We start from the raw sequence: 13,117 nt of genomic DNA, 5'->3' as shown, positions 1-13,117 counted from the left end.
CCCAGCACGCATGAAGTCCAGAGCGCCATTCACCGAGTGCGCGGCACCCGTGTGGTGCTGGCCGAGGATCTGGCACAGGTTCTTTTGCAAAAAAAGGGCGGGAATATCCCGCCCGATCCCTTATCCCTTATCCCAATGGGCAATCACATCATACCCAACCGGCGTTGGCGGGCTTTCCATGAACTCGGCGAAATGGCCCCACAGCTCGGCCACTTTGGGTGCGTTTGCGTTCGAGGTCGCCTCGCTTTCAACAACCGAGATCACATAGCCCGACCCGTCCTCGTTCATCACATTGGTAAAGCTGTGCATGCCGGGCATACCCATGATTTCTGATTTCAATGCGTTCATTTTCGCCGTCGCCGCCTCACGCGTGCCGGGCTTCATCTTGAATTGAGTAATACGTGCAAACATGATCTTCCTCCCTCGTCCGGCGATATCGCCATGTGACGCGGTCGGAACGACCCCGCCGCACACAACCTAGCACGGCAGCCCTAAATCTCACATTGATACGCGTGATTTGCGGCCATTTTCAACCATACGCCTTACTGTATTTGGGCCACTGACACGCCAGAGTTGCTGCCCAGCGCGGAAGGCTCGACATCTGAATTCACATATTGTGATTCCACAGCCGCAGCCAGACCGAACCCGATCAACCAAAGCGCCGTTCACCGTGTTTGCGGCCTGTGCTAATTGCCGGCCTGAGACAAGCCGGCTTTCAGCTTCTCCAGCGTATTCAAAAGGCGGTCTAGGTCAGGTTCGTCCAGCCCGGTATCGGCGATCATGCAGGCGGTGATCTCATGCGCCACAGACCGCAAGGCCGATCCCGCCCCGGTCAGAGAAACAACAACCTGGCGTTCGTCCTCTTTGCTACGGGTTCGGTCGACAAGCCCGTCGGCCTCAAGGCGTTTCAGCAGCGGAGTCAGCGTGCTGGTTTCCATCGACAACGCGTTGGCCAACTCACTGACATTTCGCCGGTCTCTCTGCCACAGCAGAGTCAGGGTGATGTATTGCGGATAGGTCAGCCCTAGCGGGCCGAGGTGTCTCTTATAAGCGCGGTTGATCACATGCCATGACGTATAGACCGCATGGCAAAACATCTCGTCGGTCTTCGGTTGGGTCGGAGAATCTGTCACGGCAGCACCTTCGCTCGCTTATATCGTGCACGATATAATTCATTGACCCACGCCCACAAGGTCGTTTATATCGTGCTCGATATTATTGTGCACGATATAGGAGGCAACACATGTCCTGGCTACCAACGCTCATCACCGAGACACCCGAGGAGGGATTTAACCTGGCAATCAAACTATCACGGATGGCGGTTAAGAAGACGCAGCCCAATGACGAGATTCGTCAGCGCCTGAGGCCGATCTACGAAAACGATGCGGACAGCCTGACTATGGTGTCGCATGTCGTGGCGACAAATTACCAGACCGTGGCGGCGGCGAACAACTATTGGCGCAAATGAGTAAAGGTGAAATGGGCTGGGTGGCGGATGGAATGACCCATTCCTATACGCCCAGTTCCGCCCGCATCTTCTTGGTCAGCTTGGCCACGACCAGATCATAGGACGTCACGATATGATCGCGCAGCGACGTGTCGCTCATCCCGCGGTCCTCATAGACCTGCAGCCATTTCATCCCGCGCGAGGCCAAATATGGCGCAGGGCGAATTCCGGGTTCGTCGCTCAACACCTCAAAGGCCAGTTCAGTGGCTTTGAAGGTGAAGGCGTCCTGACCGTCGTTCCAGCCGCAGATCGCAAACACCTTGCCCCCCACTTTCCACACGTCTGCATTGCCCCATTGAACCACATGAGAGCTGGCCTTCAGGCCCGCGCAGAAACTGTTGAACTCTGCTCGCGTCATCGGCTCAGCCTCTTTGTTCCGAAGTCCTTACCCACCTGTCAGGGCCTCACGAATTTGGCATTGCCAACGCGTTTTTGAGGGGCAGCGCTTTGTTCTGCATTCGGGGCAATCACTCCACAGGCCACACCATCCTGATCGGGATCGTTTTGCAGGTGATAGCCCGGCTCGCCCTCCAGAAACGGACCAGGAAGAACTGAGAGCGCAGCACCACATCCGGCAAGAGCAACAAGATGTAAAACCGCCTCATCACGCTCGAATTCGGAAGTGCGCAACCAGACGCTCAGGGCAATGATGCCTGTCGTCAGCGGCAACATGAGGACCATCAGCAGAATCCGCACCGGTGACAATGCGCGCCGGCGCAGAGCTTCGGCGCGTTGAACACGTTTGGCCGATTTCGGATCCGTGAACAGCGCCTTTGGAGTGGTCTTTTCTGGCTGCATTCCCGATCAATACACCAGTATCCGTGGGATGCCGATACCTAAGGGACAAACATATCTGTGAAACTCTGTCACGATGCAGGACGCTCTACGAGCCTGGGCCAAGCAAACAAGACAGACCGCCAAATTCTTGGCTGCTCGCTTGTGATCTGGCAGAGACCTAACGCACCACGTGCACTGAGCATGCAGCGTGGCGGACAACATGGGTAGCGGTGGAGCCCAAAAGCAGGTCCTGCATACCTGGTCGATGAGACGCGATGATGATCAGATCCGGCTTATTCACGTCGGCCCAGTCAAGGATCGTCCGACCGGAATGCCCCTCGACAACGACTCCGCGGGCGCCCGAAATATTTTCCGCCAGCGCATCCAACTCGGCCTGAACGGCCTTGCGCGCATCGTCCAGATACCCGACCGGCATATAAGCGCTGGCATAGGCCGGTATATGTTCGACCACGTGCAGCAGCGTGACCTGTGACTCGGGTGCTGCCAACAGTTGCGCCAGTTTCAATGCGGACGGCATATCACGCGCGTCGTCGAATGATATTGGTACAAGAATATTGTGATACATGGCACGCGCCTCCTTGGTTGCTCAAGTATACTGGTCGATTACCAGACGCGTGACCTTGATCCAGGTCAGGATCAGTTGAAGGTTTCCGCAACATCGTACATGACGGGCTCAAAACTCTTGCACAACTCGTTGATTTTACGGTTTCTATCACGCATTTCTGACGTACGCAGCATGGCCAGAAAATCCTCGCGACGCTCCCATTGCGAATAATTGGCAATCCGGGTCTGGGCGTCATTCACGTGCAATCCCGCTGCAACAAATCCAGGTTGCTTTGAGATGAAGCTGGCATAGGCATCCGTCAACGCCTCAAGCAGATCCTGGCAGGTGCCAGGCGTCATTTCAAATGTCGTGATTACGGTCTGCACAGTAGCGTTTTTGGAAATCTTTGGCATCTTGAAACTCCCTTGTCTGTCTCAAACCTAACACAGGATTCTGAAAGGTCTTGTGTTTCATTTTGGCCTTGGCGCGCTCTTTTCAATTCGAAAAATGAACAAAACACTAACACTCCGTTAACCATGCTGACGGAAGCTGCAAGCATGTATCGCATTGCCCTGATATTGCACCTGTTGCTGATGGCCTCTCCTGCCTGGTCAGGTGCATGGCTGCGAGAAAAGGATGCAGCATTCACAGCCGCCTCACTGACAGCTTTTCGGCTCCCTGAGGATGGGTACGACTATAAAACCTCTCTCTATGCGGAATGGGGATACAGCCAGAACCTGACGGTCGGCTTTGATTTCGAACAAAACCAAGACCTCTATGGCCATGCACTCATCTTTGCCCGTGTCCCAGTAGCGGATTTGGGCCAATGGGGTCGGCTCGCTGCTGAATTTGGTGCCGGTGCATATCACAAACAAGAACGGGCCTGGGCACAGTACAAAGTGACGCTGTCTTACGGCAAAGGATTCCAGAGCGCCTTGGGAAGCGGTTGGATCGCGATTGATGCCGCCATCGAAAACCGAACACATGATGACATCTATCGAAAGCTCGACCTGACAACAGGGCTTTCATCGGACAGGTTGATCAATCCCCTTATCCAAATCGAAACGGCCTACAGGTCTGGGCACTCGATATATTGGAAGGCACGCCCCTCGGTCATGATCCGAACCAAAGACAGTTCTACTGCCTGGATTCTGGGGGTGGAAAGAAATGATGCCCGCAAAAACACGGGCATCAGACTGGCTTTGTGGAACGAATTCTAAGTCCAATCCGTTCCTACATTAATTCAGGCAGACGCCCGCACCGTCAGCGCTCCATCCTCAGGATTGCTGAAACCTCACCCTTCAGACCCTCAGGCCAGCGTAACTGGATATCAGATCCATCCACCCCGTGCTCCAGCAGGACATAGGGGTGCGAATATTTGGTTGACCCAAGCGCTGTCTTCAAAGGTCCCAGAACGGTAACCGAGTCACAACTGCGCGCCTTGCCACCAAAGGGCAACCGATCCTCAGAAGACACCGTCCACGCCGTTGCAGCGGTGTTCTGTGCGTGCCGTACCCTCAGTGGATTTGCGGTTTTAGCAGTCACACCATGGAACGTATTGTTTTCAAACGTCACGTTCAAATGGGCTGTGTTGTTCAGATCAGCAAATGTCGTGTCCACGCGTTCGGCCCGGTCGATCCCACCGTTGATGGATCGGAATTTGTTCCCCGTCACGACAACGCCGTTCAGGAAATGCCCGGCGCCATAGGGACGAATGACAATGCTGCTGAACCAGGGAGCGACCTCGTTCGAGTAGAAGATATTGTCTGTAATGCTCATGGCGCTGAACGAGAAGCCAGCGGTGTAAACAGGGTCTGAATCCCGCTCATTTGTCCATTCGACAAAACAGTTATCGACATAGTTCTCGGCGATGGTCGAGCTGTTGTAAGTTCCGATCATGACCAACCCGGCCGAGCGCACCCCCTGAGCGATGCTGTCTCCCTGGAAAAAATGGTTACCCAGGACCATGTTGTTGGTCCCTGCCAGCACCGCAAAATGCAGGAAACGAACCGCGCGATTGTGGCGCAACTTGATGTCATTGGCCGTTGAGTTCAACGCAATCGACTTGCGATCCGAGACGTCAAAGGACTCTTCAGAAGACAGGAACTGACAATTATCGACCAACATGCCCTGACACCCTGTACCGATCGAGGTGATACCACGATCCAAAGGTCGGCTGATAAAACAGTTCGTTATGGCAAATGTGCTGCCTGACGGCGCTAGGCGGATTGCGCTACAGCGGCCATTGCATTGAAACTCGATCTCTTCCATTCCGAACTTGCGCAACGTGCTGAAACCGCTGAAATCGAGCAGATATTTGAAAGACAAAAAGGTGAACGTTTGCGTCCCGGATGCGTTATAGATCGGGGCGTTCAAAGTGATCTCTCGCGCCCCCTCATCCTTGGACCGGACATAGATCTCGCGGCCTACGCCGCTGCCCTGCACCAGCGCGCCGACAGGAATGTTGGCCACATTCGCAACATTGGTCAAACGCGTTGGGTCCGACGGGCTGTAGCTTGCCAGAGATGTGAATGTCTCGGTGTCCCAGGCCGAACTGCTTTGAACATCGAACTGGCCATTGCGGATGATCCGCCGTGTAGAAAACCCTGTCTGTTTGTTGGGAACCGCCGCCGCCATATCAATCGGCTCGCTCACCGAAATCTTGCGTCCGCCCAAATCCAGCGATTCATGATCCGAGTTGTTCAGCAAAGCCTGAAAGGCCTTTTTGAACGCCAGATCTTCGGCGCCGAAGGCGGTGATATAGGCTGGCAGGTTAAAATCCTTGGTCAGCAAGAGCATCTTGTCATCGGGCATCGTGACCGTGCCCTCAAATTCAATCTCAGACGAGATCGTCGTGTTCTCCGTCAAAAGGTAAGTGCCATTCGAGACAAAAACACGCCGCCCATTCGCCGCCTGATCAGCCGCGACAAACGCATCCGTGTCATCTGCCACGCCATCGCCCACGGCCCCAAAATCGCGCACATCGACCAGAGAGATCATGTCGCGCAGGAACACATTGGTAACATCCGTGATTTCGATGTCGTCAACCCGGACCACAGCCCCGTTGGTGCCCTCAATATCCAACCCGAAATGCCCGTACAGGGTGGAAACACCCCAGGGCATATCCACGCCCATCCGTTGCCCCGCGCCAACAATCGCAGTGATTTCATGCACGGTGCCGTACCCGGACAGCTGTGTTGCCGGGCCCTGTTCGACCACGCCCGGCACCTGAACATCACCTGCCCCGCCCGCCCAGGCGGCGATACGAACTTCGGGCAAGGGGCCGCTAATCGCTTTTATCCGGGCTTTGATCTGTAAGTAGCACCCGGGCAGCAGCGGTGTCTGACCCATATAGCGCAGCTGTTGTGTTGCGTTCACCTTCAGAATTTCCAGACATCCGCCAAAATCCGCGTCCGCCGGAACAAATACACCATTCCCCGATCCATGATAGGTTGGCGAACCCGGTGTTCCGTCACCACTTGACCATACGTTCAGACCGTTTGCGAAAGCAGGCGGCATGAACACGATGCCGTCGGTGATTGCCTTGTTCATAGAAATCCCTTTCCCATTCGCGCAGCGGCCAATCACCACGCGCATAAACCCAGTGTTCGGGGTCGGCCCCGAACGCAAAAGCCTGAGTATCGAAAAGGAATTAACCGCCGCTCATATCACCGTGACGGTGGTGTTGCGTTACGCCGCCGGATCCGAATTGCCCAAAAGCTGCACGCCATTGATTTTCCAGCTCTGTCCCTGAGGGATCATCTCGTAGTCCAGAATGTGAACCTGCCCGTCGCCATCCGTGATCATCACCTTCTGCCACAACGCCCCTGAAATTTCGCGAAGTTCCAGAAACCGCACGTCCGCAGGCCGCCAGACCATCGGATAGCCACGCCGGACCATCACCCCGAAATTCTCAGGCGTTCCGAACAGGCGCTGGATAGTGGGGCTGGCAAATGTAAAGGCGGTTGCGAAATCATCCGCCTTGAACGCCTGTATCTGCCCCGCGATATTCGCCTCGATCTCGGCGTTTTGGGCAATGGCTCCGAATGCCAGTCCGGCACTCAAAGATACAGCAAGCAATAAACGACGCATGGGGCCACCTCCTGATCGAAGGATAGCCCCACACGCGATCAGGTCAAATCAGACCAGCTCTCCAGCCAGCGCCTTGTCGATCAGCGCAATGGTTTCCGGCACGCCGTAAAGCGCGATAAACCCGCCAAATCGCGGCCCCTGGGATGCGCCCAACAACACCTCGTAGAGCGCGGTGAACCAGCCCCGCATAGGGTCAAACCGCTCGCGCCCGACAGAGTAGACCACCGATTGCAGCGCCTCATCCTCGATCGGTCCGTCATATGCCGCCAGCTCTGCTTTCAACGCCTCCAGCGCTTCGCGCTCTTGATCCGTCGGCGCCCGGTGCTGGCGGGTGGGCTTGACGAAATCGTTAAAGTAGCGGACCGCAAATCCCGCCGCCTGATCCAGATCAGGATGCGTCTCTGCCGTAGCCTCGGGCGCATAGCGGCGGATGAAGCCCCACAGCGCTTCTTTGTCTTCGGCCCCCGAAACTGACGCCAGATTCAACAGCATCGCAAACGGCACCATCAGCGTCGATTCAGGAACATCGCCACCGTGGATATGCCACACGGGATTGTTCAGCTGCGCCTTCAACTCTTGCCCCGGATAGGCCCGCAGTTGCTGATGATATTCATCATAGGCCTTGGGGATCACATCAAAATGCATCCGCTTGGCGGTCTTGGGCTTTTGATACATAAAATACGCAAGACTCTCAGTCGGTGCATAGGTCAGCCATTCGTCGATCGAGACGCCATTGCCCGAAGATTTCGAAATCTTCTGACCGTTCTCATCCAAAAACAGCTCATAACTGAAATGCTCTGGCGCACGGCCACCCAACGCCCGGCAGATCGCGTCATAGATCTTTTCGTTGGTGGCATGTTCCTTGCCATACATTTCAAAATCAACGCCCAGCGCGGCCCAGCGCGCACCGAAATCCGGCTTCCACTGCAGCTTTACGTTGCCCCCCGTGACCGGCAGCGTCCATTCCTTGCCGTCGTCGTCATCAAAGGTGACGGTATAGGTCTCGGCGCAGACCTTTTTCATCGGCACGTACAGAACCCGACCCGTTTCGGGGTGGATCGGCAGAAAGATCGAATAGGTCTGCTGCCGCTCTTCTCGCAGGCTTTTCAACATGATGGCCATTACGGCATCATAGTTGTCGACCGCCCGCTTCAGAATCTCGTCAAACTGACCCGAACGATAAAAGTCGCGCGCCGAATAGAAATCATACTCGAACCCAAAAGTGTCGAGGAACCGGCGTAACATTGCGTTGTTGTATTCGCCAAAGCTTGGGTATTCGCCGAACGGATCAGGGACCGAAGTCAGAGGACGCTGCAAATGCTCTTCAAGCGCTTCGGGATTCGGCACGTTGCCGGGAACTTTGCGCATACCGTCCAGATCGTCCGAGAAACAGATCAGCTTAGTCGGAATATCCGACAGCGCCTCAAACGCACGCTTGACCATGGTGGTCCGCGCCACCTCGCCAAATGTCCCGATATGCGGCAAGCCGGACGGGCCATAGCCCGTCTCGAACAACACATACCCCTTGTCCGGAGCCCCTTTCTGATAGCGTTTGAGCAACCGGCGCGCCTCTTCAAAAGGCCAGGCCTTGGACGACATCGCGGTTTCACGCAGTTCAGACATTTTCTTCAAGCTCCATCGGGAAAACAGCGTCGGCTTTCGTTTGCCGCCGACCGACCCCTCCTATTGTGCCGGTGCAGCATGAGTCAATAAAGCAAGCTGTTTTTCCTAACGGGAAGCTGACATCAGGCGACCAACTGATCCAACTTGGCCGCCCAGATGAAATCATTCTCGCTGAGGCCACTGATTTCGTGTGTCGTCAGTAGAACGTCCACATATCCCCAACCAAAGCGGATATCGGGATGATGCCCTTGCTGATCGGCCAGCCAGGCGCAAAGGTTCGCCAGATAGGTCGCCTTGGCAAAGCCTTTGATTTTGAAATGACGGCTGAGGGATTTTGCATCCGCATCCAGCGACCAATCGGAGGTCAACTGGGCCAGATGGGCTCTTGCCGCATCACGGGTCAAAGCGGGAATACCGCCGGAACAAGGGGCACAGGTCCGATCCGAGAGGGTGCAGGTTTGTTCTGATGTGGTCATGTCCAGCTCACTCCGCCGCGGTTGCCTTTTCGGGAAACTTATTCGGCAACAGCCCAAGTGACTGCGCCTTATGCACATCCGCCAGCAAATCCCGGTCGGCGGCGGCAAACAGTTCCTCGGGGTCGTCCAGCACGAAATAGCCCATCTGGCGCATATCAATCCGGTAGGGCGTGCGCAGGATCGTCAGAACGTCAAAGGGATCGCGGTCGGGTATTTCGCTTTCCACCGCGTAGACAAGTTCGGTCGGGGATGAGGCAAGCCCCGATCCCAGCGCCTTGATCACCCCATCCTGACGCCGCAGGCCAAATTCGATCGAGAACCAATACAGCCGGATCAGCCAGGCATAGTCTTTTTCACCGGCCTGCACCCCCGCCAATCCGATAGCGTGGCTGAAGGCGGCAAATCGCGTATCGCTCAGCAGTGGTGTATGGCCGAAAATCTCATGAAAGATGTCAGGCTCTTCGATGTAATCGAAATCCTCGCGGGACCGGATGAACGAGGCCGCCGGGAAAACCCGGTCGGCCAACATGCCAAAGAAAGTCTTGAACCCGATCAGCGCGGGTACAGGCTGCACTTTCCAGCCTGTCATATCCAGAAGCCTCTCAGAAATATCAGCGCATGATGGAACACGGGTTTTCGGAAGCTCCAGCCGGTCCAGCCCCTCAAGATAATCACGCGCCATATAGCGCTGTACGTTCTCTTGCTGAGCGGCATAAAGATCAGCCCAGACAGCATCCTCTTCGTCGGTATATGTGATATGACCATTGGCATTGGTCACCTTGGCGACGTATTTTGTCGACTTTGGCATGGAAGCTCCTCCTGAAAAGAGCATAGCCAGCCATCGTGAAAAATTTCATTTGAATGTTTTTCAGAATCAAACAATATGACCTAAACACTTCACGAACCCAAAAGATATGACGCAAATGCTTCAAAACGCGGATATCGCCATCCTGCAAGAGCTTCAGACCGATGGCCGTCTGTCTATGCAAGAGCTCGCGGATCGCACCGGCCTGTCTGCCTCGCAATGTTGGCGGCGGGTTCGCGATCTCGAAGCTGCCGGGGTTATGGCGGGCTATACCGCTCGTGTGCCCGCCAAATCCGTCGGCCTGAACGCAATAGCCTATGTTCAAGTTGCGCTGCGCGATCATCAGGAAGACAGCATCACTTCGTTTTTGCGGCTGGTTGAGACCGAGGCTCAGATTGTCGAGTGCGCCTCAATCACCGGGGATCATGACTTCATTCTGAAAGTCTATTCGAAAACACCCGAAGATCTTGAGGCGTTCATCATGCAAAGGCTGTTGAAATCGGGGTTAGTCCGCGACACTCGCAGCAATTTTGTACTGCGGCAGACGAAAACACGTGGCCCTTTGCCCATTCTTTGATCTATCGCTCCAAAATCCGTTGAACCTATTCCCTGCCCCACCTATCGTGCGGGATCAGAACAGTTCAATCAGGACACCCCTATGACCAACCAAGTGCCACACCCGATGTCTCCTCAAGATTGCCTCGTGGCGATTATGGTTGCGATCTCTGCATCAGATGAGACCATCCGCACCGCCGAGCTGGTCAAAATCGAGGGCGCGGTCAACATGCTGCCTGTCTTTGCAGAATATGACATCGACCGGATGTATCGCGTTTCCCAGATCGTCTTCGATCTGTTTGAACAAGAAGATGGTCTGGATGCCCTGTTTGGACTGATCCGCGACAACCTGCCCGAACGCCTGAACGAAACCTCCTATGCGCTTGCATGTGATGTTGCGGCTGCAGATGGTACGCTGGCAGAATCCGAATTGCGGCTGCTCGAAGAAATCCGTTACGAGTTGGACATCGACCGTTTGCATGCCGCTGCCATCGAGCGCGGCGCGCGGGCACGGCACACGACCTGACGTCAACTGCTGCCGGCCAGCTTCCCCCACCTTTCGATCAGTGCGCGCTGCAATTTGCGCGACCTGTTATTCCAGCTCCGCCCGCCTTCGGGCCGTTCACGATACGCTCGGGGGATCGTTGCGCGATGCTCTATGTCGGCCGTGAATATCGCAAAGGCCAGCTCTGCCCCATCCGGTGAGGTTATGAACCCGCCTAGGCCCGAGACAAAGTTCAGGGTTCCGGTTTTCGCATTCACTCTGATCGGATGATCCTTGACCGGCCGCCCCTGACTGTCGGCAAGGGTAAATTTCTTCAGCAAAGGCCGGAGGTCTCCGGCTTTCTGCGCCGCCAGCAGCGCGACCACCAAATCCTCGGGCGCTACGCGTGAATCGCCCCCAAGCCCTGAATGATCGACCATCGCAACCCCGGTCACACCATAGGTCTCTGTGGCCCATCTGTTCATCTCGGCGGCTGACTCCGCCAAAGTCTGCGGTCGCGTACCGCGCGCCCTCGAGGCAGCGAGCCCTACCATCTCGGCAGTGAGGTTGGTCGAGTATTTCAGCATGCCCTGCAATATGCTCCCGAGCGGGTCGCTTTGATGAATGACCAAAGGGGTTCCATTCGGCATCTGCCGCGTGACCTGCGTCCGCCCCAGCACAATTCCGTTGGATCGGGCCAATGTTCTGAAAACGTCACCTGCATAAAGCGCGGGCTTGCGGACAGGCAGCCACCGCGCCCCATCGCTACCTAACGCGCCTTTGGCAACAGTCCACCGGTCCTGACGGGCGCTGGGTTCGTAGGTATAGATCGGCAGGTTGCGGCCCTCGACCTTCATGGACGCCACTTCCACTGCAGGGGTATAGCGCGTGCTTCGGGCATCCATGGTCACGTCATAGCTGGCGCCCTGCTTTTTCCACTCGAAATGCACGCGATTGAAATTCAGAGAAATGCCGCTGATCGCAGGGCTGTACCCCAAATGATCTGGCTGCCCCGGATCAATGCTGAACACGTAAGGCAACGCGCCATCATAAACTTTGAACGCGCCGCGAACCTCGGTGATTCCGGCCTCGCGCAAGTTTGCCGCCATCGTGGCCAGCGCATCCGTATCCAGCAATGGATCACCACCGCCAACAAGAACAAGATCGCCGTTCAATATGCCGTTTTCTATTGGCCCCTCGGCGACCAATGCAGTCTCAAACCTGTAATCGGCACCCAGCACATTCAGCGCATAGAGCGCGGTCAGAGCCTTGCCAACGCTCGCTGGAGGAAGGCTCCGGTCGCCACCATAGGTCTCAAGCACTACGCCTGTATTGGCGTCCGCTACGGCAAAGGCGACCTCGCCGCGCAGGTTCGCGGCATCGACCAAGCGCTCAACACCTACGATCGGCTCATTACGAAGCTGAGGCCGCAGTGACGTCAGCGGGGCCTCGGCCACAACAGCTACAGGGATCAGGGCCGCACCCAGCCCTGCAATAAATCCTCGTCGCGAATAACGATCATTCATGGGTCAATTAAAATCCCAGAGATCACAGGCAAACAACCTGAGATCCGAATTATGGGCCCACAGGGGCTATTCAGGCAACACCTTGTTGCCCCAAACCCCCTGAATGCGCAACTGGGTCGAACTGACATCCAGCATCGGCACATTCACAAAACACCACGCCGGGGCCTGTGCCCGGCCGAGTAAATGCCGCGCCTGCCCGTCAATCCGGTAGTCGGCATAGCGACGCGCCGCAGGGGACATACGTGCAGAGATGCGGTCTCCGGGACGGGCAACAACGCCAACCGGTACGGTTTCGATAATCGACTGCCAATCCTGCCACTTATGGAATTGCGCCAGGTTATCCGCGCCCATCAGCCAGACAAACCTGACCTGCGGATAAAGCTTTTTCAGGGCTGCGACAGTATTTGCCGTGGCGCGCGTGCCGGTCTGGGCCTCGATATCCGTCACCTCGACACGTGGATGCTGCATCACAGCTTGCGCTGCCTTCACCCGCCGCGCCAAAGGCGCAGGCCCGCGCTCTTTCAATGGATTGCCCGGAGACACCAGCCACCAAACCCGGTCCAGCCCAAAGGCCTTCATCGCCTCGCGCGTGACATGCACATGGCCTTGGTGCGGAGGATCAAACGACCCCCCGAACAACCCCACGACCTGCCCGGGCCGCACATATGGAATGTCACTGCGTTGCATCCCTTGCTGATGTTCAGAAC

The 13,117-nt window shown here is 56.1% G+C and carries 17 protein-coding genes; 4 read left to right on the top strand and 13 right to left on the bottom strand.

Annotated features, from left to right (window positions below):
• Positions 1–120 precede the first annotated feature (120 nt).
• The gene (locus tag AC2FLG_RS11585) at positions 121–411 is read right to left on the bottom strand and encodes an antibiotic biosynthesis monooxygenase family protein (RefSeq protein ID WP_142635662.1); all 291 of its coding nucleotides are present in this window, start codon (positions 409–411) and stop codon (positions 121–123) included.
• A gap of 275 nt (positions 412–686) precedes the next feature.
• A complete protein-coding gene (locus tag AC2FLG_RS11580) occupies positions 687–1,133 on the bottom strand; it encodes a MarR family winged helix-turn-helix transcriptional regulator (protein WP_271948315.1) in 447 nt (148 codons plus the stop codon).
• 110 nt (positions 1,134–1,243) lie between these two features.
• Here AC2FLG_RS11580 and AC2FLG_RS11575 point away from each other — a divergent pair, with 110 nt between their 5' ends.
• Positions 1,244–1,468: a hexameric tyrosine-coordinated heme protein gene (locus AC2FLG_RS11575; protein WP_496706280.1), complete on the top strand. Its 225-nt coding sequence runs from the start codon at positions 1,244–1,246 to the stop codon at positions 1,466–1,468.
• A gap of 43 nt (positions 1,469–1,511) precedes the next feature.
• Here the strand turns inward: AC2FLG_RS11575 and AC2FLG_RS11570 are convergent, their stop codons facing one another.
• From AC2FLG_RS11570 to AC2FLG_RS11555, 4 genes are all read right to left on the bottom strand, one after another.
• Positions 1,512–1,865, bottom strand: coding sequence for an MmcQ/YjbR family DNA-binding protein (locus tag AC2FLG_RS11570; protein ID WP_496706278.1), 354 nt, complete (start codon positions 1,863–1,865; stop codon positions 1,512–1,514).
• Between the two features lie 38 nt (positions 1,866–1,903).
• A complete protein-coding gene (locus AC2FLG_RS11565; RefSeq protein ID WP_246097187.1) occupies positions 1,904–2,305 on the bottom strand; it encodes an excalibur calcium-binding domain-containing protein in 402 nt (133 codons plus the stop codon).
• A 157-nt stretch (positions 2,306–2,462) separates the two neighbouring features.
• Positions 2,463–2,870, bottom strand: a complete 408-nt coding sequence (locus tag AC2FLG_RS11560) for a universal stress protein (RefSeq protein ID WP_281972496.1) — start codon at positions 2,868–2,870, stop codon at positions 2,463–2,465.
• Positions 2,871–2,941: 71 nt separating this feature from the next.
• Complete coding sequence (locus tag AC2FLG_RS11555) at positions 2,942–3,262, bottom strand: antibiotic biosynthesis monooxygenase family protein (protein WP_142635654.1); 321 nt, start codon at positions 3,260–3,262, stop codon at positions 2,942–2,944.
• Positions 3,263–3,385: 123 nt separating this feature from the next.
• On the opposite strand from AC2FLG_RS11555, the gene AC2FLG_RS11550 reads away from it, so the two are divergent.
• Positions 3,386–4,069: a hypothetical protein gene (locus AC2FLG_RS11550; protein ID WP_496706276.1), complete on the top strand. Its 684-nt coding sequence runs from the start codon at positions 3,386–3,388 to the stop codon at positions 4,067–4,069.
• Between the two features lie 43 nt (positions 4,070–4,112).
• On the opposite strand, the gene AC2FLG_RS11545 is transcribed toward AC2FLG_RS11550, so the two are convergent.
• From AC2FLG_RS11545 to phhA, 5 genes are all read right to left on the bottom strand, one after another.
• A complete protein-coding gene (locus AC2FLG_RS11545) occupies positions 4,113–6,401 on the bottom strand; it encodes a glycosyl hydrolase family 28-related protein (RefSeq protein WP_496706275.1) in 2,289 nt (762 codons plus the stop codon).
• 138 nt (positions 6,402–6,539) lie between these two features.
• Positions 6,540–6,941 (bottom strand): DUF4864 domain-containing protein, encoded by a 402-nt coding sequence (locus tag AC2FLG_RS11540; protein WP_496706274.1) that lies wholly within the window; start codon positions 6,939–6,941, stop codon positions 6,540–6,542.
• 48 nt (positions 6,942–6,989) lie between these two features.
• Positions 6,990–8,564 (bottom strand): lysine--tRNA ligase, encoded by a 1,575-nt coding sequence (locus tag AC2FLG_RS11535; RefSeq protein WP_496691746.1) that lies wholly within the window; start codon positions 8,562–8,564, stop codon positions 6,990–6,992.
• A gap of 122 nt (positions 8,565–8,686) precedes the next feature.
• Positions 8,687–9,040: a 4a-hydroxytetrahydrobiopterin dehydratase gene (locus AC2FLG_RS11530; protein ID WP_496706273.1), complete on the bottom strand. Its 354-nt coding sequence runs from the start codon at positions 9,038–9,040 to the stop codon at positions 8,687–8,689.
• Between the two features lie 7 nt (positions 9,041–9,047).
• Positions 9,048–9,848 carry a phenylalanine 4-monooxygenase gene (phhA, locus tag AC2FLG_RS11525; RefSeq protein ID WP_496706271.1) on the bottom strand — a complete coding sequence of 267 codons (801 nt, stop codon included), beginning with the start codon at positions 9,846–9,848 and terminating at the stop codon, positions 9,048–9,050.
• A 106-nt stretch (positions 9,849–9,954) separates the two neighbouring features.
• Here phhA and AC2FLG_RS11520 point away from each other — a divergent pair, with 106 nt between their 5' ends.
• Both AC2FLG_RS11520 and AC2FLG_RS11515 read left to right on the top strand, forming a co-directional pair.
• The gene (locus AC2FLG_RS11520) at positions 9,955–10,422 is read left to right on the top strand and encodes an Lrp/AsnC family transcriptional regulator (RefSeq protein ID WP_496706269.1); all 468 of its coding nucleotides are present in this window, start codon (positions 9,955–9,957) and stop codon (positions 10,420–10,422) included.
• Between the two features lie 81 nt (positions 10,423–10,503).
• The gene (locus AC2FLG_RS11515) at positions 10,504–10,926 is read left to right on the top strand and encodes a tellurite resistance TerB family protein (protein ID WP_142635642.1); all 423 of its coding nucleotides are present in this window, start codon (positions 10,504–10,506) and stop codon (positions 10,924–10,926) included.
• 2 nt (positions 10,927–10,928) lie between these two features.
• Here AC2FLG_RS11515 and dacB read toward each other — a convergent pair whose 3' ends face one another.
• A complete protein-coding gene (gene dacB, locus AC2FLG_RS11510) occupies positions 10,929–12,410 on the bottom strand; it encodes a D-alanyl-D-alanine carboxypeptidase/D-alanyl-D-alanine endopeptidase (protein ID WP_496706267.1) in 1,482 nt (493 codons plus the stop codon).
• Positions 12,411–12,476: 66 nt separating this feature from the next.
• Positions 12,477–13,097, bottom strand: a complete 621-nt coding sequence (locus AC2FLG_RS11505) for a nicotinate-nucleotide adenylyltransferase (protein WP_496706265.1) — start codon at positions 13,095–13,097, stop codon at positions 12,477–12,479.
• Positions 13,098–13,117 lie beyond the last annotated feature (20 nt).

It is taken from the genome of Ruegeria sp. CDSA193, from assembly GCF_059611885.1.
The sequence above is the reverse complement of the archived record's forward strand: the minus strand, read 5'-3'. Positions and strand labels throughout refer to the sequence as shown.

What these genes read in the sequence shown, in the direction of transcription:
- AC2FLG_RS11585 (WP_142635662.1), bottom strand. Translation starts at nt 411, where the DNA reads ATGTTTGCACGTATTACTCAATTCAAGATGAAGCCCGGCACGCGTGAG.
- AC2FLG_RS11575 (WP_496706280.1), top strand. Translation starts at nt 1,244, where the DNA reads ATGTCCTGGCTACCAACGCTCATCACCGAGACACCCGAGGAGGGATTT.
- AC2FLG_RS11570 (WP_496706278.1), bottom strand. Translation starts at nt 1,865, where the DNA reads ATGACGCGAGCAGAGTTCAACAGTTTCTGCGCGGGCCTGAAGGCCAGC.
- AC2FLG_RS11565 (WP_246097187.1), bottom strand. Translation starts at nt 2,305, where the DNA reads ATGCAGCCAGAAAAGACCACTCCAAAGGCGCTGTTCACGGATCCGAAA.
- AC2FLG_RS11560 (WP_281972496.1), bottom strand. Translation starts at nt 2,870, where the DNA reads ATGTATCACAATATTCTTGTACCAATATCATTCGACGACGCGCGTGAT.
- AC2FLG_RS11555 (WP_142635654.1), bottom strand. Translation starts at nt 3,262, where the DNA reads ATGCCAAAGATTTCCAAAAACGCTACTGTGCAGACCGTAATCACGACA.
- AC2FLG_RS11550 (WP_496706276.1), top strand. Translation starts at nt 3,386, where the DNA reads ATGCTGACGGAAGCTGCAAGCATGTATCGCATTGCCCTGATATTGCAC.
- AC2FLG_RS11545 (WP_496706275.1), bottom strand. Translation starts at nt 6,401, where the DNA reads ATGAACAAGGCAATCACCGACGGCATCGTGTTCATGCCGCCTGCTTTC.
- AC2FLG_RS11540 (WP_496706274.1), bottom strand. Translation starts at nt 6,941, where the DNA reads ATGCGTCGTTTATTGCTTGCTGTATCTTTGAGTGCCGGACTGGCATTC.
- AC2FLG_RS11535 (WP_496691746.1), bottom strand. Translation starts at nt 8,564, where the DNA reads ATGTCTGAACTGCGTGAAACCGCGATGTCGTCCAAGGCCTGGCCTTTT.
- AC2FLG_RS11530 (WP_496706273.1), bottom strand. Translation starts at nt 9,040, where the DNA reads ATGACCACATCAGAACAAACCTGCACCCTCTCGGATCGGACCTGTGCC.
- phhA (WP_496706271.1), bottom strand. Translation starts at nt 9,848, where the DNA reads ATGCCAAAGTCGACAAAATACGTCGCCAAGGTGACCAATGCCAATGGT.
- AC2FLG_RS11520 (WP_496706269.1), top strand. Translation starts at nt 9,955, where the DNA reads ATGACGCAAATGCTTCAAAACGCGGATATCGCCATCCTGCAAGAGCTT.
- AC2FLG_RS11515 (WP_142635642.1), top strand. Translation starts at nt 10,504, where the DNA reads ATGACCAACCAAGTGCCACACCCGATGTCTCCTCAAGATTGCCTCGTG.
- dacB (WP_496706267.1), bottom strand. Translation starts at nt 12,410, where the DNA reads ATGAATGATCGTTATTCGCGACGAGGATTTATTGCAGGGCTGGGTGCG.
- AC2FLG_RS11505 (WP_496706265.1), bottom strand. Translation starts at nt 13,097, where the DNA reads ATGCAACGCAGTGACATTCCATATGTGCGGCCCGGGCAGGTCGTGGGG.